A 20,247-nucleotide genomic window follows, 5' to 3' on the forward strand; every position below is an offset into this window, starting at 1 on the left:
GATCGAATCGGTCAGTAGGTCACGATCTCGATCGGGGTGGATCGTCATCATGGGCGCCAATGGCGGGGGAACGCAATTGACGACGATGCGGCCGGCTGGCGGGCAGCATGCGCCTGAATACATCATCGATCCTAAGCCCCCGGCCTGAGTGCCCGGCTTATCCGGCGAGGATGGCGTCGATCGGCCCGCTACGATTACTCAAATGATCCGCTCCGACCGGCGCGCGAACCGGCGCTTCACCCGCTCGTTCGGTCTCGTCGTCGTGGTGCTGGTGGTGCTGGTGGCGGGCCTCGCGGCAGCCGGTGCGGCGGTGAACTTCGCCCAGGCGCCCCGGCTCGCCTCCGCCGAGATCGACCTCGACCGGTCCATCGTGCACGCCGGATCCCGGCTGAGCCTCACGGCGAACCAGCCGCTCGCCGAGATCGAGGCCGGCCAGGTGTCCGTGACCCCGAAGACGGCGGTCTCGACCTCGGTGTCGGGCGCCGAACTCACGGTGCGGTTCACCGGCATCCTTCGCTACAACACCGAGTACACCGTCACGGTCACGGATGTCGCGGGGTCGGCCCGGAACGCCGCTGCCACGCTGGACTACCGGTTCACGACCCCCGATCCCGGCCTCTACGCCCTGCAGCGCGACGACCGGGTGGGGGAGGACGGGGCGAAGCTGCCGGACACCGTTCGGCGCACCACCCTGCGCGGCCGCGGCGACGGTGAGGTCGTGTTCAGCGCCCCGCGCATCCAGCAGTATGTCGCGCTGGACTCCCATCTCGCCGCCGTCACCCTGGACGACGCGGCCGCGGCCGCGATCGAGGTGGTCTCGTTCGCGGGCGGCGAGACGATCGGGGAGACGGTGCGGCTGCCCCTGCCCTCGGCTGGCACGGTCGAGAACCTGCAGGCGTCGCCCTCCAGGCACCTCATCGCCTACACCTTCACCAGCGGCCCGGCCGCAGAAGGGCGCCGTCATCAGAAGACGCCCTTCATCTACGACCTGACCGCGGAGTCCGGACTCCCGGAGGAGGTCGCCGGCGCCGACGGGCCGGCGGTGGAGGCGATGGACCTGGCGTTCGTGCCGGACACCGCCTCGCTGGTCGTGCACGACTCCGGCCACAGCCTGTTCCTGGTCGACGTGCTCGGTGACGGCGCGCTGGAGCCCCTGGGCGTGCACGCCGAGATGCGCGGCTTCGTTCCCGGCTCCCGGGCGCTGATCCTGGCCGATCCCGAGCGGGGCTCGACCCTCGACCTCGCCGACGGCGAGGTGACGCCCTTCGAGCTGGCGCCCAGCCCGCTCGACGAGGCCGCGTACCCCGGCAAACTCATCCTGCTGAACGAGCAGGGGCGGTACGCGCGGCTGTACCTGCAGGAGAGCACGGGAATCAACGACCTCATCTCCCTGATCGCCGTCACCGACGATGACGGTTCGAACGTGGTCTTCACGCCCGCGTCGGAGTCCTCCCGTGTGCGCGACGTCTGCGCCTCCCCGAACGGCCAGTACCTCGCGGTCGAAACGATTGCGGGCAGCGGACGGGCCGACGCCTACCGGCAGGTGCCCGCGTTCTCCGGCATGAGCACCACATTCGTCGACCTGGCCACCGGCACCAGCACGCGCAGCGTGTCCGGCTTCATGCCGGACTGGTGCACTGGATGAGGCCCGGTCGCTTCTGACCCGTGGACTCCGGCAGAGGCTCGCGCGGAGGGGTTTACTGGAGGGGACGAAAGGACGGAGGTCGGCGGTGTGCGGTCGATTCGCGATGGATGGCACGGTGTACCAGCTGCTGGACTTCCTGGTTGCGGAGCAGCAGCTCGACCCGAAGCAGCCCGGCGCGCAGCCGGCCACGCTCGCAGAGCGACAGCCGCACTACAACATCGCGCCGACGAACGAGGTGCCGGTGATGCGTGAACGTCACGGTGATCGAGAGGTCGCGGACGTGCGCTGGGGCATGGTCGCGCCCGGATCGCCGACCTTCGGCGGCGGGAAGCCGGTCTTCAACGCGCGGATCGAGTCTGTCGACCGGCTCGGCCTGTTCAAGAATCCGTTCCTGAAGTCACGCTGCATCGTCTTCGCCACCGGCTACTACGAGTGGGAGCAACAGGAATCGGGCAAGCAGCCGTACTTCATCCGGGAGCCGCAGCATCCGCTGGCGATGGCGGGAATCGTGTGCGCCTGGCCGGATCCGTCCCTGGCCGAGAAGGATCCGCGCCGGTGGCGGCTGTCGATGTCGATCATCACCCGCGACGCGCGCGTCGCGCCGGGCCTCGAGCCTCGCCCGGATGCCGGCGGCCCTGTGGGCAGGCTCCTACGACGCGTGGCTGGGCGACGGCCTCGGCGCGAAGGAGCTGCTGGGGATGCTCGAGAGCGACTCGGCCGCCATCGCGGGCCAATTGGACTGCTACCCGGTGTCCACATCGGTGAACCGGGTCGAGCTCCAGGCGGGCGTGCCGAACGGCGGCCCTGACCTGATCCGCCCCCTCTGACGCCCGCGCCGAGCCGGACCGCCCCGCGTCGGCCCGCCTCGCGTCAGACCGCCGGGACCTCGACCGCCGCGGCGGCGGCCAGGCGCAGCCAGGTGTCGACCACGGTGTCCGGGTTCAGGGACACGGAGTCGATGCCCTCCTCGACCAGCCACTCGGCGAAGTCGGGGTGGTCGCTCGGACCCTGGCCGCAGATTCCTACGTACTTGCCGCGGGCCTTGCAGGCCGCGATCGCCATGCTCAGCAGCTTCTTGACGGCGGGGTCACGCTCGTCGAAACCGCCGGCCACGATCGCGGAGTCCCGGTCCAGGCCGAGGGTCAGCTGCGTCATGTCGTTGGAGCCGATGGAGAACCCGTCGAAGTGGTCGAGGAACTCGTCGGCCAGCAGCGCATTGGCCGGCAGCTCGCACATCATGATGATCTCGAGGCCGTTCTCACCCCGGCGGAACCCGTTCTCGGCCAGCAGGTCGATCACTCCGCGCGCCTCGTCCAGGGTGCGCACGAAGGGGATCATCAGCTTGACGTTGGTGAGTCCCATCTCGTTGCGCACGAACGAGAGCGCCTCGCACTCGAGGTCGAAGCAGTCCCGGAAGGACGGCTCCAGGTAGCGTGACGCCCCGCGGAAGCCCAGCATCGGGTTCTCCTCGTGCGGTTCGTAGGCCGGGCCGCCGATCAGGTTGGCGTACTCGTTCGACTTGAAGTCGCTCATCCGCACGATCACGGTTTCCGGCGCGAACGCGGCCGCGATGGTGGCGACACCCTCGGCCAGCCGCTTGATGTAGAACTCCCGCGGGCTGCCGTAGGCGGCGATGCGGGTGTTGATCTCTGCGGCGACGTCGGCCGGCTGGTCCGCGAGGTTCAGCAGCGCCTTTGGGTGGATCCCGATCTGGCGGTTGATGATGAACTCGAGCCGGGCCAGGCCGACGCCGTGGTTGGGCAGCTGGGCGAACGTGAACGCCTGCTCGGGCGTGCCGACGTTCATCATCACCTTGACCGGCGCCGGCGGCAGCAGGGTGAGCGCGGTCTCCTCGATGCCGAAGTCGAGGATGCCCTCGTAGATCAGGCCGCTCTCGCCCTCGGCGCAGGACACCGTCACCTCGAGGCCGTCGGACAGGACGTCGGTGGCCGTACCGGTGCCGACGACCGCGGGGATGCCGAGTTCGCGGGCGATGATCGCCGCGTGGCAGGTGCGGCCACCGCGGTTGGTCACGATGGCGCTGGCGCGCTTCATGATCGGTTCCCAGTCCGGGTCGGTCATGTCCGCGACGAGCACATCCCCGGTCGTGAAACTCGCCATCTGGTCGATGGACGAGAGGATGCGCACCGGCCCGGCGCCGATCCGCTGGCCGATGGCGCGGCCCTCGACGAGCACCTTGCCGGTCTCATGCATCTTGAACCGGCTCATCGAGACCGCGGACGCCCGCGACTGCACCGTCTCCGGGCGCGCCTGGAGGATGTAGATGCCGCCGTCGAGGCCGTCTTTGCCCCACTCGATGTCCATCGATCGCCCGTAGTGCGCCTCGATCGCCAGCGCGTGGCGGGCGAGCTCCTCCACGTCGGCGTCGGTGATGCTGAACAGGTTGCGCTGGCGGGCCTCCACCGGCACGAAGTCGATGGTGCGGCCGATTTCACGGTTCTGCGTGAACGTCATCTGCAGCGCCTTCTCGCCGAGGGTGCGCTTGAGGATGGAGGGCCGTCCGGCCAGCAGGGCCGGCTTGTAGACGTAGAACTCGTCCGGGTTCACGGCGCCCTGCACGACGGCCTCGCCGAGTCCGTAGGAGGAGGTGATGAAGACCGCGTCCCGGAACCCGGATTCGGTGTCCATGGTGAACATGACACCGGAGGATCCGATGTCCGCGCGCACCATGCGCTGGATCCCGGCGGAGAGGGCCACCTCGGCGTGCTCGAAGTTGTGGTGCACCCGGTAGGCGATGGCACGGTCGTTGTAGAGCGAGGCGAAGACATCCTTGATCGCCGGCAGGATGTTCTCGATCCCGCGCACATTCAGGAACGTCTCCTGCTGGCCGGCGAAGGACGCATCGGGGAGGTCCTCGGCCGTGGCGCTGGAGCGAACCGCCCAGGACAGCTCCTCCGAGCCCTCGTGCTTGCCGACCAGGGTCGCGTAGGCGGCCCGGATCTGAGCCTCGAACTCGGGCAGGAAGGGGGTGTCGCGCATCAGGGTGCGAATCTCCTGGCCGGCGGCGGCCAGCTCGGTGACGTCGTCGATGTCGAGGCCCCGCAGGCGCTCGATGATCCTCCGGTCGAGGCCGGAATCGGCCAGGAACCGGCGGTACGAGTCGGCCGTGGTGGCGAAGCCGTCTGGCACCTTGACCCCGGCGGACGTCAGGTTCTGCACCATCTCACCCAGGGAGGCGTTCTTGCCTCCCACGCGATCCAGGTCGGTGAGTCCGATTTCTGAAAACCAGAGGATGTCCGTCGTCATGTTTCTGCTCCCTTGCAGGTGTGCGGCCAGGGGTGCGGCCGCGAGGTGAGGTGGCTCGTCGTCGTGGGCGAGTCCCTGCTTCCATAGTGTCAGGTGCCTCAGCGCTTGAGTTTCATCTGCTGCAGGATTGTGGCGGACATCTCCTCCACCGACATGCTCGCCGAGTTGAGGAACGGAATGCCGTGGGAGGCATACAGTCGCTCCGCGCTGCGCAGTTCGAACCCGCACTGGCGCAGGGACGCGTAGGGTGACCCCTCCCGCCGCTGTGTGCGCACCTGGCTGAGCCGCAACGGGTTGGTGGTGAGGCCGAAGCACTTGTCCACGAAGGGGCGCAGGGGCTTGGGCAGACCCTCGCGCTCGAAGTCCTCGTCGACCAGAGGGAAGTTCGCGGCGAAGATCCCGTGCTGCAGGGCCAGGTACATCGTGGTGGGCGTCTTGCCGCACCGCGAGGGCGCCACCAGGATGATCTGGGCCTTCTCCAGGGCGCGGAGGCTCTGGCCGTCGTCATGTTCCATGGCATATTCCACCGCGGTCATACGTGACTGGTAGCGGGCGGCGTTGCCGAGTCCGTGCGCCCGCCCCGGCTCGTTGCTGGCCCGGGTGGCCAGGGCCTGCTCCAGCTGGCCCAGATAGGTGCCGAGCAGATCCACCAGGGTGCCGGTGCACTCGGCCAGGGTATGACGGATGGAGCTGGTCACGACCGTGGAGAACACGATCGGCTTGTGGCCGCCGTGCGCGGCCACGCCGTCGATGGTGGCGACCACGGACTGTGCCTGGGCCACGTCCATGATGAAGGGGATGGTGGTGCGGTCGAAGTCGATCTCCGGGAACTGGGTCAGCAGGGTGTTCCCCAGCGTTTCCGCTGTGATGCCCGTGCTGTCCGAGAGGAAGAAAACCGGGACTGGATCGACGTTGGTCATAGTCGCATTCTCCACCCGCCGGCCCCGTTCGCCGGATTCGGCACCCCGGCCCTAGACGGCCGGGCCGCGCAGGCCCATGCTGGGCGCATGACGACAACAGAGGACGAACCGAACGACCTCGAGGTGCAGGCCGAGGTCAGCGACGAACTGAACTGGATGCCGGGTCTCGACCCGGCCCATATCGGCGTCTCCGTCAACGACGGGGTCGTGACCCTGGCCGGAGAGGTCAGCAACCACGCGGAGCGGATCGCCGCGACCGAGGCGGCGCTGCGCGTGCGCGGCGTGACCGCCGTCGCCGACGACCTCACGGTGCGCTCCTCGGCGGTCGCCGAGCACACCGACACCGAGATCGCCCGTGCCGTGCAGAACGCGCTCTCCTGGGCGGCCGGCATCCCCCGGGACGCGGTGAAGGCCGAGGCGCGGGACCACATCGTGACGCTGTCCGGCACGGTCGACTGGAACTACCAACGAGAAGCCGCCCGCGCAGCCGTGGAGCGCATCTCGGGGGTGCACCTCGTCGACAGCCGGATCGGCCTGACGAGGCGCCCGTCGGCTACCGACACGGAGGAACTGATCCACAAGGCCATCCTGCGCAGCGCCCAGCTCGACGCCGACAACATCGCGGTCGGCATCCAGGGCAGCGAGGTGACGCTCACCGGCTCGGTGCGGTCCTGGGCGGAGAAGAAACAGGCCGGCAAGGCCGCCTGGCGGTCGCCGCACGTGTCGGAGGTGCACAACCACCTCACGGTGCGCGCTTTCTGAGCATCCGTCGGCGAAGTCACAGGACGGAGAGTTGCTGTTCTCGCGTCGGTCGCAGCAGACTGAAGTGCCGGGCCCGGACCGATTCGTGCGCCGGTAGCTAAGGAACCCATCACATGACTGAACCGAGCGATTCACGCGTCGGCCTCTACATCGACTTTGACAACATCGTCATCTCTCGATACCAGCAACTGCACGGCCGCAATGCCTTCCAGCGCGATGGCATCCGCAATTTCGACAGATCGAGCGCTGCCTCCGACCCCCTGGTCACCACGCGGCTGAACGCCGCGACGGTCGACTTCAACGCGATCATCGACTTCGCCGCGTCATTCGGAACCCTGGTCGTCAACCGGGCGTACGCCGACTGGTCGGTGCCCGTCAACGCGAGCTACCAACGCCAGCTCATGTCCCGAGCCGTCGACCTCACCCAGCTGTTCACGACGACCACGCGGGGAACGAAGAACGGTGCGGACATCCGTCTCGCCGTCGACGTGGTCGAAGACCTGTTCCGGCTGCCCGACCTCACCCACATCATCATCGTCGCGGGGGACTCCGATTACATCGCCCTCGCCCAGAAGTCGAAGAGGCTCGGCCGCTTCGTCGTCGGCATCGGAGTCGCCGGGTCGACGAGCACCTCGCTCGCGGCCGCCTGTGACGAATTCGAGGACTATGACTCCCTGCCGGGAATCGCGAAGGTGACCGCCACCGCGGCGGCCGCCGCTGTGACCGCGCCGGTGACGGCGGAGAAGCCCCCGTCGGGCAGGGCGGCGCCGGAACCCGAGGTGGCCGGGCCCCAGACGACCCCGATCCCGGTGCGCCAGTTGACGACGATCCCGATGTTCTCGCACACCGACGATTCGCAATACGACGAGCCCGAACCGGCCGATGACACCGACCCGCAGACCATCGCGACGAAGCTCCTCGTGCGGGCCCTGCAGATCGGTCACGCGAAAGGCGACGCCGACGAGTGGCTGAACACCGGATCGGTGAAGAACCAAATGCGCCGGATGGACCCCTCATTCAACGAGAAGCCGCTAGGCTTCCGTTCCTTCACCGACTTCCTCTCCTCGCGCGGCGACGTGGCCGAACTGGACGAGGATGGGCCGCAGCGGCTGATCCGGCTGCGTCCGGAGGCGAACACCGGACGCTGAGGACGGGCCGCGGCAGCGCTCTGGCAGGACATCCCCAAGGGGCATAACGTGGCGGCATGGAGCACGACCACGCTGAGATGGACCATGCCGCCCCCGGCCCGCCCGGGCACTCCGGGCACTCCGGGCACGCCGGGCACGCGGGGCACGGCGACCACGTGGCCCGGTTCCGCCGCCTGTTCCGGGTGATGCTGGTCTTCACCGTTCCGGTCGTCTGGTTCAGCCCCATGTTCGCCATGCTCGTGGGCTACCGCCTGCCCGGCCTGCCGGGGATCGAATGGATCTCACCGGTGCTGGGCACGGTGATGTACGTCTGGGGCGGCCGGCCGTTCCTCACCGGAGCCGTCTCGGAGCTGCGGGCGCGCACGCCGGGCATGATGCTGCTGATCGCGCTCGCGATCACGGTGGCGTTCGCCGCATCGTGGGGGGCGAGCCTCGGTATCCTGGCCCCCGAACTCGACTTCTGGTGGGAACTGGCGCTGCTGATCACGATCATGCTGCTCGGCCACTGGATCGAGATGCGTTCGCTCGCGCAGACCTCCACCGCCCTCGAGTCCCTGGCCGCCCTGCTGCCCGACCAGGCGGAGCGGGTGGTCGGCGACGAAGTGGTCGTGGTCTCCCCGACCGAGCTTTCCGTGGGCGACCTCGTGATCGTGCGGCCGGGCGGGCGCGTGCCCGCCGACGGCGAGGTCACGGAGGGCACGGCCGACGTCGACGAGTCGATGATCACGGGCGAGTCGCGGCCCGTTCGCCGCGGGCCGGGCGGGCAGGTCGTCGCCGGCACCGTCGCCACCGACTCGGCCCTGCGGGTGCGGGTCACCGCGGTGGGCGAGGACACGGCGCTGGCCGGCATCCGGCGCCTGGTCGCGGAGGCCCAGGGCTCGTCCTCGCGCGCGCAGCGGATCGCCGACCGGGCCGCCGGGTGGCTGTTCTGGTTCGCGCTGGGCACCGGCCTGCTGACCGCGGCCGTCTGGACCCTGGTGGGCACCCCCGAGACCGCGATCGTGCGCAGCCTGACGGTGCTGGTGATCGCCTGCCCGCACGCGCTCGGGCTTGCGATTCCGCTGGTGGTGTCGATCGCGACCGAGCGGGCCGCGAGGGGCGGCGTGCTGGTCAAGGACCGGCTGGCCCTGGAGAGCATGCGCCTGGTCGACGCCGTCCTGTTCGACAAGACCGGCACGCTGACCCGGGGCGAGCCGACTCTCACTCGCCTCGCTGCCCCCGCCGACGCGTCGCCGACGGATGCGCTCGCGCTCGCCGCCGCCGTGGAAGCCGACAGCGAGCATCCGCTTGCCCGCGCCATCGTGGCCGCGGCCCGGTCCCGTGCGCTCGAAGTGCCGCGGGCCACCGGGTTCCAGGCGTCCGCGGCCGTCGGGGTGACCGGGTTCGTCGACGGGCGGCAGGTGAGCGTCGGCGGCCCCGGACTGCTGCGGCGGCACCACCGGGCTCCGCTGCCGGAGACGGAAGCATGGGCCGGGGAGGGCGCCATCGTCCTGCACGTGCTCCGGGACGGTGACGTGGTCGGCGCGATCGGGCTCGCCGACGAGGTGCGGGCGGAATCCCGGCAGGCCGTGGACGCGCTGCACGCGGAGGGGATCGAGGTGGTGATGATCACCGGCGACGCCGAACCGGTGGCCCGGTCGGTCGCAACCGAACTGGGCATCGACCGCGTGTTCGCGGGGGTACGGCCCGAGAACAAGGCCGCGAAGGTGGCCGAACTGCAGGGGGAGGGCCGCACGGTCGCGATGGTCGGGGACGGCGTCAACGACGCGCCGGCGCTGGCCCAGGCCGATGTCGGCATCGCGATCGGAGCCGGCACGGATGTCGCCATCGCCTCGGCCGGCGTGATCCTCGCCAGCGACGACCCCCGGTCGGTGCTCTCGGTGATCGAGTTGTCCCGCGCGAGCTACCGCAAGATGCGCCAGAACCTGTGGTGGGCGGCCGGCTACAACCTGCTGGCCGTGCCGTTGGCCGCCGGGGTGCTGGCCCCGGTGGGTTTCGTGCTGCCGATGGAGGTCGGGGCGCTGCTGATGTCCGCGTCGACGGTGGTGGTCGCCGTGAACGCGCAGCTGCTGCGCCGCCTCGACCTGCGGCCGGAGACCAGCACCCTTTCCGCGCTCGGTGCGCGGCGATAAAATCGCGCCATGACTGCTCGCCCGGAGGACTACCGCGCAGCGCTGGAGCGGGCTCGGGTGCACGCGATGGATTGGCTCGCCTCCGTTCCCACCCGGCCCGTCGGCCCCCGGCTGGATGCCGACGCGCTCGTCGCCGGCTTCGCTGCGCCCCTGCCGGATCAGCCGACCGACCCGGCCCAGGTCGTCGACGAGCTGGCCGCCCTGGCCGAACCCGGGCTGATGGCGATGCCGTCCGGCCGGTTCTTCGGCTGGGTGATCGGCGGCACGCTGCCGGCCGCCCTGGCCGCGGACTGGCTCGTCAGCGCCTGGGACCAGTACGCGGGCATGCGGTTCGCGACGCCGGCCACTGCGGCCGCCGAGGAGGCCGCGGGCGGCTGGATCCTCGACCTGCTCGGGCTCCCCGCCGGGGCCGACGTGGGCTTCACCACGGGCGCCACGATGGCCAACTTCACGGGTCTGGCCGCTGGGCCGGACCACGTGCTCGGCCGGGCCGGCTGGGATGTCGCCGTCAACGGGCTGGCCGGATCGCCGCGCGTGAAGGTCTTCGTGGGCGAGGAACGGTACGCGGTGATCGACCAAGCCCTGCGCTACCTGGGCCTCGGCGCGCCCATCGTGGTGCCGGCCGACGACCAGGGCCGGATGCGTCCTGACGCCCTGGCCGCCGCGCTCACCGGGGTCACGGGGCCCGTGATCGTCTGCCTGCAGGCCGGCAACCTGCACTCCGGCGCCTTCGACCCGGTCGGCGAACTCGCCGCCCTCGCCCGGCAGCACGGAGCCTGGGTGCACGTGGACGGCGCGTTCGGCCTCTGGGCCGCGGCCAGCCCGCGCTATCGGGAGCAGCTGGCCGGACTCGACACCGCCGATTCCTGGGCCACCGACGCGCACAAGACCCTCAACGTGCCCTACGACTGCGGCATGGCCATCGTGGCCCGCCCCGCCGATCTGAGGACCACGTTCGGGGTGCACACGAGTTATCTGGTCGCGGATGAGCGCGGCCCGGGCGATCCGCACGAGAAGGTGCCCGAGCTCTCGCGTCGGGCCCGCGGCGTGCCGGTCTGGGCGGCCCTGAGATCGCTGGGCCGGTCCGGTACCGTGGCGCTGGTGGAGCGCCTGGCCGACCAGGCCGGGGCCATCGCCGACGGGTTGGGGCGCATCCCGGGCGCCGAGGTGCTGAACGACGTGGTGTTCACCCAGGTGTGCGTGAGTTTCGGTGACGACGAGAGCACCCGCCGGGTGACCGAGGCGCTGCTCGCCGAGGGAGTCACCTGGATGTCGGGCTCCCGCTGGCACGACAGAGACGTGCTGCGGGTATCGGTGAGCAACTGGTCGACGGATGCGGAGGACGTCGCCCGCTCCGTCGAGGCGGTGGAGCGAGCCCGCGCCGCGGTCTCCCTACCCACCGAAAAGCGTATGCCAAAACGAGAATATTAGGCGGCCGTCCAGGCAATCCGTCATCTGATCAGGCCCCGGTCCGGGCGGCGATTCGCCTGATACTCGACGCCCACGGCCGGTGCCCCGGTTGGAACGGGGCCGCACGACGGTCGTAGGATCGAGGCAACAAGGATTGCCATCGGTTGCCGGCTGCGCTGGACGTACCGGCAGCTGGAGGAATATACAAGTGCTCTCTCAACCACGGATCGTCATTGTCGGCGGCGGAATCAGCGGATTGGCGACAGCGCACTACCTGCATCGCCGGCTCGGCGCGGACGTGCAACTCAGTCTGGTCGAGGCCGGGCCCAGGCTCGGCGGCAAGATCGCGACCGAGCAATTCGGCGGGCACCTGGTCGACGTCGGACCCGACGCCCTGATGGTGCGGGCGCCCGTGGCGGCGGCACTGATCGAGGACCTCGGTCTCAGTGATCTTGTCGTGGCCCCGGCCGGGTCCGGCGCCCGGATCTGGTCGCGCGGCGCGCTGCGCCGCCTCCCGGCCGGCACCCTGTTCGGTATCCCCGACCGGCTGCTGCCGCTGATGAAATCGCGACTGCTCTCGCCCCTCGGCCTGGCGCGCGCGGCCCTTGACGTCGTGCTCCCGACCCGGGCGGCGCTGCCGGAGGACCCCACAATCGCCGAACTGGTGCGGCCCCGGATGGGCGGGCAGGTTTTCGACCGGCTCGTGGACCCGCTCCTGGGCGGCGTCCACGCCGGCCGGGCCGACGAGCTCAGTGCTCGCAGCACCGCACCGGATATCGAGGCACTGGGCCGGGCCAACCGCAGTCTCTATCTCGGCCTGCGCCGCCGCCGGCGGAACGCGCCGAAACCGGCCGGAACCGGCGGCGCTGCCCTCGTAACCCTGGTCGGCGGGCTGGCCCGCCTGATCGACGCGCTGGCCGACCGCGTGGCGGGCGATGACGTGCGTCTGGGCAGTGCCGCGGTATCCGTGACACGGGACGAGAACGGCACCGGCTACCTGGTCGCGTTGGAGGATGGGACCGTCTTTCCGGCCGATGCGGTCGTGCTCGCCATCCCCGCATTCGTGGCCGCCGGCATGATCGCCGCCGAGGCGCCGGATCTGGCGGCCGCACTCGGCGGCATTCCCTACGTCGACGTGGCCACGATCTGTCTGGCCTACCCGCACTCCGCGGTGGCTCACGACCTCGACGGCACCGGTTTCCTGGTGCCGCCAGAAGAGGGTCGCCTCATCGTCGGCTGCACCTGGTCCAGTGTCAAGTGGCCGCACCTTGCCGATGAGAACACCGTCCTCATCCGCTGCATGGTGGGCCGGCGCCGTGACCAGCGTTGGGTGGGCTTCGATGACGATACCCTGGTCAGCCAGGTGCACGCCGAGCTGGTGGAGGCGATGGGCCTGACCGGGCGCCCGACCGAACAGCACATCGAACGGTGGCCGCAGGGAATGCCGCAGTACGTCGTCGGCCACCAGGCTCGGCTCGCGGCCGCCGAGGAGGCACTCGGCCGGCTGCCCGGGATCCGCCTGACCGGCTCCGCCTACCGCGGGGTCGGGCTGGCCAGCTGCGTGGCGGACGCAGAGCGCACCGCCGACAGCATCGCGCAGGTCCTGTCCGATGCGCGTGCCCGGAGCGAGGCGTCCGCATGAGCGGGCTGAGCATCCCGCTCGGGGAGACCGCCGTGCTGCCGGCCGTGCCGGCCGCGCGTCGTGGCAAGGGGCCGGACTACGCGAAGCGCCCGATGCTGGTCTTCTGGGAGACGACCCGCGCCTGCGCGCTCGCCTGCAAGCACTGCCGGGCCAGCGCCGACATGCAGGCCCTTCCGGGCGAACTCACCACCGCGCAGGGCCGGGACCTGATCGACCAGGTGGCGGGCTTCGGCCGACCGTATCCGATTCTGGTGCTCACCGGCGGCGATTGCCTGATGCGGCCCGACCTGTTCGAGCTCGTCGACTACGCCACCGGGTTGGGACTGCCCACGGCGCTCTCCCCGTCCGTCACCCCCACCCTCACCCCCCTGATGATCGACCGGATCGTGGCGAGCGGGGTCAAGGCGGTGTCGATCAGCCTCGACGGCGCCGTCGCGGCGACCCATGAGGGTGTGCGCGGGATTCCGGGCCACTTCGACGACACCGTGCGCGCCATCCGTGCCCTCGCAGCGGCCGGACTCACCGTTCAGGTGAACACGACCGTCATGCGCGCCAACGTGGGCGAGCTCGCGGATGTCGCGGCCCTGATCAAGAAGGCGGGCGCGGCCATCTGGGAGGTCTTCTTCCTGGTGCAGGTCGGCCGAGGCGTCTCGACCGAAGCCGTCACCCCGGCCGAGCACGAGGACATCTGCCATTTCCTCTTCGATGCCTCCCAGCACGGCTTCATCGTGCGCACGGTCGAGGCTCCCTTCTTCCGTCGCGTCGTCGCCCGGCGCCGCGCCGGCGACCCGGCGCCGGCAAGCGAGCGGTACCGCGCGCTGTCCGCCAGGCTCGAAACCCTGATGGGACCGCCCGCCGGCCTGCCGCGCGCCCAGACCGCGTCGACCCGCGACGGCAAGGGCATCGTATTCGTCGCCTACGACGGCGAGGTCTACCCCGCCGGTTTCCTGCCCCTCGGCCTCGGAAACGTGTGCACGACACCCCTGGCCGAGATCTACCGGGACAACGCGCTGCTCAAGCAGATCCGGGCCACCGAGTTCAGCGGGCGCTGCGGCCGGTGCGAGTACGCCGACCTGTGCGGAGGATCCCGGGCCCGCGCGTTCGCGGACAGCGGCGACCCTCTCGGCGAAGACCCCGCGTGTCCTTTCCAACCTGGCGCGGCGGCCCCGGCGGCCGTCGGTGCCGGCGCCTAGCGGCGGGATGAGCGCCGAACCGCTCCCGTACCGGTACGACGCCATCCTGCTCGTCGGATTCGGCGGCCCGGAGGGCCAGGACGACGTCATCCCTTTCCTCCGAAATGTCACCCGGGGCCGGGGCATCCCGGAGGCCCGCCTCGAGACCGTGGCGACGCACTACCGCGCCGTCGGCGGCGTGAGCCCGGTGAACGCCCAGAACCGTGCCCTCCGGGCGGCGCTCGAGGCCGAACTCGCCGCACGCGGCGTCAACCTCCCGGTGTACTGGGGCAATCGCAACTGGGAGCCGTACCTGCCCGGCGAGGTCGCCGCCGCCGTTCTCGACGGGCACACCCGGCTGCTCGCCCTCACCACCAGCGCGTACAGCTCCTACTCGAGCTGCCGCCAGTATCGCGAGGACCTCTCCGAGGCGTTGCCCACCGGTATCGGCGGCGTGCAGCTCGACGCCGTGCGCCCCTACTTCGACCACCCCGGCTTCGTCGCTCCCTTCATCGAGGGCGTGCGGGAGGCCCTGGCCCGGTTCACCCGGCGGGGCATCTGCGTCGCCGACACCCACGTTCTTTTCACGACCCACTCCATTCCGATCGCGGATGCCGTGCGCAGCGGCCTCCCGGATCGCGATCTCGGCCCCGGCGGCGCCTACGAGGCCCAGCATCTGGCGGTCGCGGCGGTGGTCATGGCTGCACTGCCCGTCGCTGACCCCGATGCTCAATGGCCGCCCGCACCCGCCTGGTCGCTGGCCTTCCAGTCCCGGTCGGGCCCGCCAGACATGCCCTGGCTCGAACCCGACGTCAATGACGCGATCGAGCGCCTTGCCGCGGCCGGAACCCGGGCCGTGGTCGTCGTGCCGCTGGGCTTCATCTCCGATCACATGGAGGTGGTGTGGGACCTCGACACCGAGGCGGCCGCGACCGCACACCGAGTGGGAATCGAATTCCTGCGGGTGCCGACTCCGGGCGTTCACCCGGCCTTCGTCTCGGGACTCGTCGACCTGCTGCTGGAGCGCCTGGCACCTGGGCCGGCCTCGCCGCGCGCCGCGCTGACCGCCCTCGGGCCGTGGCCCGATGCCTGCGCCGCGGGCTGCTGCGCGAAGGGCGCAGCCGGCGGGCGGCCACGGCAGCATTAGCAGTACGCTCGGCACAGGGCTAAGCAGGGAGTTCCGTGACCCATCCGTATCCGTTGCATGTGGCCATCCGGGCCCAGTGTTTCTGCTGCCAGTCTCTGCAGCCGTTCACGTTCACCTCGCCGACCGACCAGGTGGTGTGTGCGTCGTGCCTGCACCACCTCGGGCCGGAGAAGGCTGAACGCCGCGACGCCGAACACATCAAGCTCTGGGTCGGCCAGTATGCGGACCAGCAGGAGAACCACCGCAAGTTCGCGGAGAAGTCGGCGGTGGTGGACGCTGAGCAGCAGGCGGTGATCGACGGCCTCGCCGCCCAGGTGGCGGAGCTGCGCGGCGTCGTGGCCGGCCAGTTCGACCGGACGAAGAGCGACGGGGTGCGCGCCCTCCTCGAGAGCGACCTGGTGCGGCGCGCCGAGCGCAAGACCGTGCTGGCGCAGCGCCAGATCGACTGGGCGATGGCCGTGCTCTGGCGGGTCGGACAGCTGCACCACGCCGACCCGGCGAAGCCGACGGTCTGTGCCTGCGGCCGAAGCGCGTCCGCCTGCGCCGAGGGCCGGGCGCTCGACCCGCAACGGCAGGCCGTGCTCGACTGGGAGAAGAAGAACGTCGCCCTGCTGCACGCCGGAGCCCGGCACGCCCTCCCCGAGGACCACCCCGAGGTGACGGCCGCCCAACGACGGCTCTGAGGGGTGCGGGCCGCCGTCAACGCCTCAGACGTGTCGGTTCACCGCCGCCGCCGCCCCGGGCCTACTCTGAAGCCATGGAACTTCTGTTCAACACCCTGCACATTGTCTCCGCCGTCTTCATCGTCGGCCCGATGGCCATCCTGCCCATGACGGCGATGCGCTCCATGCGCGCCGGGGAAGCCGGACAGGTCGCCGCGCTGGCGAAATCGGTCTACCTGTTCAGCCTGCTGTCCGTGCTGGTGGCGTTCTTCGGCTTCGGCGCGTTGGGCATGGCGGACGCGGACGAGGGCTTCTCCTTCGGCTCCACCTGGGTCTGGCTGTCGATCGTGCTGTACGTGATCGCCCTCGCGATCAACCTGTTCCTGGTGGTCCCGGCGATGCGCTCCGCCGCCGAGGCACTGAGTACAGAGGCACTGAGTACGAACGCCATGCCCGCCACCGGCACCAAGATCGCCGGCTACTCCCGCGTGGCCATGGGCTCCGGCATCGCGTCGCTGCTCCTCGTGCTCATCGTCGTGCTGATGGTCTGGAAGCCGTAGCAGCCACCCGGTCCGGCCGCTTCGGCCGCTTCGGCCGCCCGCCCCGCGTCTAGTCCAGGTCGTCCAGCGAGACGAGTCCGTCGTGGCGGCGCCCGTCGAAGATGATCGACGGAATCTTCACGGTGTGGATGCTCTCTTCGACCAGCTCCGTGTTCGCGGCGATGATGCCGGCCACCTCGTCGGAGGCGGCGACGGATGCCACCTCGGCGACCTGCGCCGGGCTCAGGCCGAACTCGGCTGACCAGTCCTGGAGCAGTGCGGTGGCCACGGCGGGGTCTGCGCCGTTGATCACGCTCTGCCAGGACACGCCCGCCTCGTTCTTCTCCGTGTAGATCCGGCTGAGGATCTCCCAGTCGACCGGTGTCTTCGCGCCGTCGAGCGGGTTCAGGCGCAGGGCCTCAAGGTACTGCGTGACGAGCAGCGAGTTCTTGAACTTGTAGCCGTCCTCGGATGCGATCGGGTAGGCGATGTAGGTGAGGTTCTGCTTCTGGTCGAAGCCGGCCTTCTCGATGTTCTGGAAGAGCTGCAGGCAGTAGGTGCAGCCGGGGTCGATGACCTCGAGCGCCGTTTCCTTCTTCTCGTCGAACGGGTTCAGGTAACTGGCGTTGGCGGGCAGGTAGTCTTTCGCGTCCCAGTTCTGCATGCGGGCGGGAATGGCCGAGAACGTCTTGCCGAGGCTGGCGAAGTCGTTGCCGAACGCCCCGATCACGTCGCCCTCGGCCAGGGACTCACCGAAGGTCGGGGTCTGGTCGGGGATGGCGCAGGCCTCCGCGCCCAGGCTGCAGGAGGCGGAATCCTGCTTGTTGCAGGTGCCGTAGACGTAGAGGTTGACGCCGCTCTTGACGACGGTGTACCCACTCCAGATCGTGGTCAGGACCACCAGGACCGCGAGCACCTCGAGCGTGACGCTCGCCGGTCCGACCAGGCCGGGACGGCGCACGGCCAGCGGGGCGAGCAGGTGGTCCTTGATGTCCTGCTTGAAGGTGGTGTCGCAGGGGCGGAAGGTGACGCGGCGGAGGGTGCAGTTCCACGCCTTGCCGAGGTAGCGGCGGTACCTGGCCGAGACGGCGGCCATGAGGACGAGAACGATGAATGCGGCAACACAGAACACTTACGAGAGGCCTTTCATCAGGCGCGCGAGGGCCTGGACGGCCTTGTCGATGTCGGCCGGGGTGGAGTGCAGTCCGAGCGAGAAGCGCAGCAGCGGCGGCAGGCCGAGCTGTTCCTTCAGGTAGTGATGGGCGCAGAAGTAACCGCTGCGCGCCATGACGCCCGACTGGGACAGGAACACGGCGAGCCGGTGCGAATCCTGCCTCGGTGCGTAGAGGCTGATCACGGGGCTGGGCTCCGTGTTGAGCAGGGTCAGTCCGGGGATCTCGGCGAGTCCCTCGAACATCTGCTGTGACAGCGCCGCGACGTGCGCGGCCGGCGTCTGCCCGCCCGGGCGAACGGTGCCGAGCCAGCCGATCGCGCGGCGAAGGGCGATGATCTCGCCCCAGGCCTGCAGCCCGGGTTCGAGCAGGGCGCCGGGGTCGCCCGGCAGCAGGTCGTAGGAGTCTTCCCGGACATCCGCCACCATGCCGCCGCCCACGAAGGTGAGGTCGAGGGATTCGATCAGTTCGTGCGTGGCCACGATCACGCCGAGGCTCGCGCCGTACATCTTGTGCGCCGAGAAGCAGAGCGCGTCCGCCTCGGTCTTGGCGAGCAGGGCGCGGCTGTGCGCCATCGCCTGCGCCGCGTCGAGGATGACGATACCGCCCCGGGCATGGGTGTCGCGCACGAGGTCGGTGAGGTTGGTCAGCAGGCGCCCGTCGATGTTGGAGGCGACGTTGACGACGACGACCGCCCGCTCGAGCTGGGCCGGCTGGTAGACCAGGGCGCCGTCGGGGGTGCGGTCGAGAACGAGGCGCGGCACCCCCAGCCGGGTGGCGGCCGTCATCGTGGGCAGGAACACCGAGTTGTGCTCGATGTGGCTGGTCACCATGGAGGCGAACCGGTCCTGCGGCAGCTGCTGCAGCAGCAGGTTCAGGCCGAAGGTCGTGTTGAGGGTGAAGGAGACCGCTCGCTGGCGTGCGGACAGCCCGAGCAGGTCGAGCACCGCGCGGCGCGCGTCCTGCACCTCGTTGTCGACGCGCGTGCCCCAGGCGTATTTCACGCGCCCGCCGCAGGCGTTGTAGGCCGTGTAGTACTCGGTCATCGCATCGAGCACGGGCTGCGGACGCAGGCTCTGGCAGGCAGAGTCGAGGTAGGTCGAGCCGGGGTCGAGGTAGGAGAAATCATCCGCTCGGGCGGCCTGGCTGTCGGTCGTGCTCGGGTTCGGCGTCGTGCGCCGGAACAACCCAGAGTGCTTCATATCCTTCGTTTCTTTCCGGCTCAGTCTAGAAGAGCAGCCTGACTATCCGCCGAGCAGAGGGCCCCGGGCCTCGACGACGCCCATCATTCCCAGGTCCTCGTGGTCGAGGATGTGGCAGTGGTACACGGTGCGGCCGGTGAAGTCGTCGAACGCGATCCGCACCCGCGCCGACCCTCGGGCCGGCAGGTTGACGACGTCCTGCCACGGGGGGGAGTCCGCGGCCCGCCCGTTGGTCTCGAGGAGCTGCATCGGCCAGACGTGCAGGTGGAACGGGTGGTCCATCGGGCTGGTGTTGGTGAGGAGCCATTCCTCGACGCTGCCGCCCTGCACCGTGGTGTCGACCCGTCCGGCGTCGAAGGATTCGCCGTTGATGGTGAAGTTCATCCCGCCGCCCATCCCTCCGCCCATCCCCATCGAGAGGATCAGCTCCCGGCGGGCCGTCACGGGCTCGGCGCGCAGATCGCGGGCCGCCGGACGCCGGGCAACGACGGATGCCGCGGCCGCGGCCTCGCCGGACACGGTCACCGTGGCCAGGGAGACCTCCGCCGTCGACCGGGCGGTGCCGCCCATCATCCCGCCCATGCTGCCGCGGTCGTAGGGCAGCGCCCGCAGCACGGCCGTCCCCTCCGCGGCGGTGACCAGCAGGTCGGCGCGGTTGCCGGGCGCGAGCAGCACCTCCGCCACGTCCTGGGGCGTCTCGAATCGGCCGGAGTCGAGGCCGAGCAGTTGCACGGCCTGCCCGTCGAGCCGCAGGCGCAGGTAGCGGGAGACGCAGGCGTTGACGATCCGCCAGCGCTCCCGTTCGCCCGGGCGGATGCCCAGGGTCGGGTTCAGCTGGCCGTTGACCAGCACGAGCTCGCCCTCGCGGCCGGCCATCCGTTCGGCCCGGCCGGCCGAGGCGACCCGTCCCGACCCGTCGAGGGTGAGGTCGGAGATGATCAGCAGCCGCTCGCGGGCGACGTCGACCGGGTCAGGGTCCTCGACCACGATGGCGCCGTAGAGGCCGCCGAACACCTGGTCGGCGACGAGGCCGTGGTGGTGCGGGTGGTACCAGTAGAGGCCGGGCGGGTGGTCCTGCGGCAGCAGGTAGTCGTAGTCGAAGGAGGCGCCCGGGTCGATCATGACGAACGGGTTGTCGGCGTTCCCCTCGGGGGAGACGTGCAGGCCGTGCACGTGCAGGTTCGTCGGGTCGGTCAGGCCGTTGCGCAGGCTCACCCGCAGGCGGTCGCCGGCGCGCAGGCGCAGGGTGGGCCCCGGAAGGCCGCCGTTGTAGCCGAGGGTGGTGGCGGTCCTGCCGCCGATCTGCGTCCGTCCGGCGGCGGCATCCAGTCGCAGCTCGAGCAGTCCCGCCCGGCTGCGGAGCTCGGCGGGCTCGCGAAGTGCGTCGCCCGCGGCCGGGCCGGCGGGCGAGCCGGCGGGCCGGCCGG

The 20,247-nt window shown here is 70.3% G+C and carries 16 protein-coding genes; 11 read left to right on the forward strand and 5 right to left on the reverse strand.

All coding sequences use genetic code 11. The features are described 5' to 3' along the window. Nucleotides 1-202: 202 nt before the first annotated feature. Together E3T24_RS12570 and E3T24_RS12575 are read left to right on the forward strand one after the other, a co-directional pair. Nucleotides 203-1,645, forward strand: coding sequence for an Ig-like domain-containing protein (locus tag E3T24_RS12570; protein ID WP_134402793.1), 1,443 nt, complete (start codon nucleotides 203-205; stop codon nucleotides 1,643-1,645). An 85-nt stretch (nucleotides 1,646-1,730) separates the two neighbouring features. Next, a complete protein-coding gene (locus E3T24_RS12575) occupies nucleotides 1,731-2,453 on the forward strand; it encodes an SOS response-associated peptidase family protein (RefSeq protein ID WP_134404416.1) in 723 nt (240 codons plus the stop codon). 62 nt (nucleotides 2,454-2,515) lie between these two features. On the opposite strand, the gene ppsA is transcribed toward E3T24_RS12575, so the two are convergent. Next, a complete protein-coding gene (gene ppsA, locus E3T24_RS12580) occupies nucleotides 2,516-4,912 on the reverse strand; it encodes a phosphoenolpyruvate synthase (RefSeq protein ID WP_134434676.1) in 2,397 nt (798 codons plus the stop codon). Between the two features lie 98 nt (nucleotides 4,913-5,010). Continuing rightward, nucleotides 5,011-5,832, reverse strand: coding sequence for a pyruvate, water dikinase regulatory protein (locus E3T24_RS12585; protein WP_134365188.1), 822 nt, complete (start codon nucleotides 5,830-5,832; stop codon nucleotides 5,011-5,013). Nucleotides 5,833-5,919: 87 nt separating this feature from the next. Here E3T24_RS12585 and E3T24_RS12590 point away from each other — a divergent pair, with 87 nt between their 5' ends. The 9 genes from E3T24_RS12590 (at nucleotide 5,920) to E3T24_RS12630 (ending at nucleotide 16,467) form a co-directional block, all read left to right on the forward strand. Further along, nucleotides 5,920-6,594, forward strand: coding sequence for a BON domain-containing protein (locus tag E3T24_RS12590; protein WP_134365189.1), 675 nt, complete (start codon nucleotides 5,920-5,922; stop codon nucleotides 6,592-6,594). A 113-nt stretch (nucleotides 6,595-6,707) separates the two neighbouring features. After that, the gene (locus E3T24_RS12595) at nucleotides 6,708-7,742 is read left to right on the forward strand and encodes an NYN domain-containing protein (protein ID WP_134365190.1); all 1,035 of its coding nucleotides are present in this window, start codon (nucleotides 6,708-6,710) and stop codon (nucleotides 7,740-7,742) included. A gap of 56 nt (nucleotides 7,743-7,798) precedes the next feature. Beyond that, on the forward strand, nucleotides 7,799-9,874 hold the full coding sequence (locus E3T24_RS12600; protein WP_134365191.1) for a heavy metal translocating P-type ATPase: 2,076 nt from the start codon (nucleotides 7,799-7,801) through the stop codon (nucleotides 9,872-9,874). Nucleotides 9,875-9,883: 9 nt separating this feature from the next. After that, entirely contained in the window at nucleotides 9,884-11,305 is a 1,422-nt protein-coding gene (locus tag E3T24_RS12605; protein WP_134434677.1) for an aminotransferase class V-fold PLP-dependent enzyme, read from the forward strand. 187 nt (nucleotides 11,306-11,492) lie between these two features. Next, nucleotides 11,493-12,926 (forward strand): protoporphyrinogen oxidase, encoded by a 1,434-nt coding sequence (gene hemG, locus E3T24_RS12610; protein ID WP_160141039.1) that lies wholly within the window; start codon nucleotides 11,493-11,495, stop codon nucleotides 12,924-12,926. Next, nucleotides 12,923-14,119: a TIGR04053 family radical SAM/SPASM domain-containing protein gene (locus E3T24_RS12615; RefSeq protein ID WP_134365194.1), complete on the forward strand. Its 1,197-nt coding sequence runs from the start codon at nucleotides 12,923-12,925 to the stop codon at nucleotides 14,117-14,119. The genes hemG and E3T24_RS12615 overlap by 4 nt, the downstream gene beginning before the upstream one ends. Before the next feature lie 7 nt (nucleotides 14,120-14,126). After that, nucleotides 14,127-15,245 carry a ferrochelatase gene (locus E3T24_RS12620; protein ID WP_134434678.1) on the forward strand — a complete coding sequence of 373 codons (1,119 nt, stop codon included), beginning with the start codon at nucleotides 14,127-14,129 and terminating at the stop codon, nucleotides 15,243-15,245. A gap of 35 nt (nucleotides 15,246-15,280) precedes the next feature. Then, complete coding sequence (locus E3T24_RS12625; RefSeq protein WP_134365196.1) at nucleotides 15,281-15,928, forward strand: hypothetical protein; 648 nt, start codon at nucleotides 15,281-15,283, stop codon at nucleotides 15,926-15,928. 74 nt (nucleotides 15,929-16,002) lie between these two features. Beyond that, nucleotides 16,003-16,467: a DUF2269 family protein gene (locus E3T24_RS12630; protein ID WP_134365197.1), complete on the forward strand. Its 465-nt coding sequence runs from the start codon at nucleotides 16,003-16,005 to the stop codon at nucleotides 16,465-16,467. Between the two features lie 49 nt (nucleotides 16,468-16,516). Here the strand turns inward: E3T24_RS12630 and E3T24_RS12635 are convergent, their stop codons facing one another. From E3T24_RS12635 to E3T24_RS12645, 3 genes are all read right to left on the reverse strand, one after another. Further along, complete coding sequence (locus tag E3T24_RS12635) at nucleotides 16,517-17,578, reverse strand: hypothetical protein (RefSeq protein ID WP_134365198.1); 1,062 nt, start codon at nucleotides 17,576-17,578, stop codon at nucleotides 16,517-16,519. After that, nucleotides 17,579-18,820, reverse strand: coding sequence for an aminotransferase class V-fold PLP-dependent enzyme (locus E3T24_RS12640; protein ID WP_134365199.1), 1,242 nt, complete (start codon nucleotides 18,818-18,820; stop codon nucleotides 17,579-17,581). 42 nt (nucleotides 18,821-18,862) lie between these two features. Continuing rightward, nucleotides 18,863-20,247: multicopper oxidase family protein (locus tag E3T24_RS12645; protein WP_134434679.1), on the reverse strand; the 1,385-nt coding region annotated here is incomplete at its 5' end.

Origin of the sequence: Cryobacterium sp. TmT2-59 (assembly GCF_004403545.1) — a bacterium.
In the GTDB taxonomy this organism is placed as follows: Bacteria; Actinomycetota; Actinomycetes; order Actinomycetales; family Microbacteriaceae; genus Cryobacterium; species Cryobacterium shii.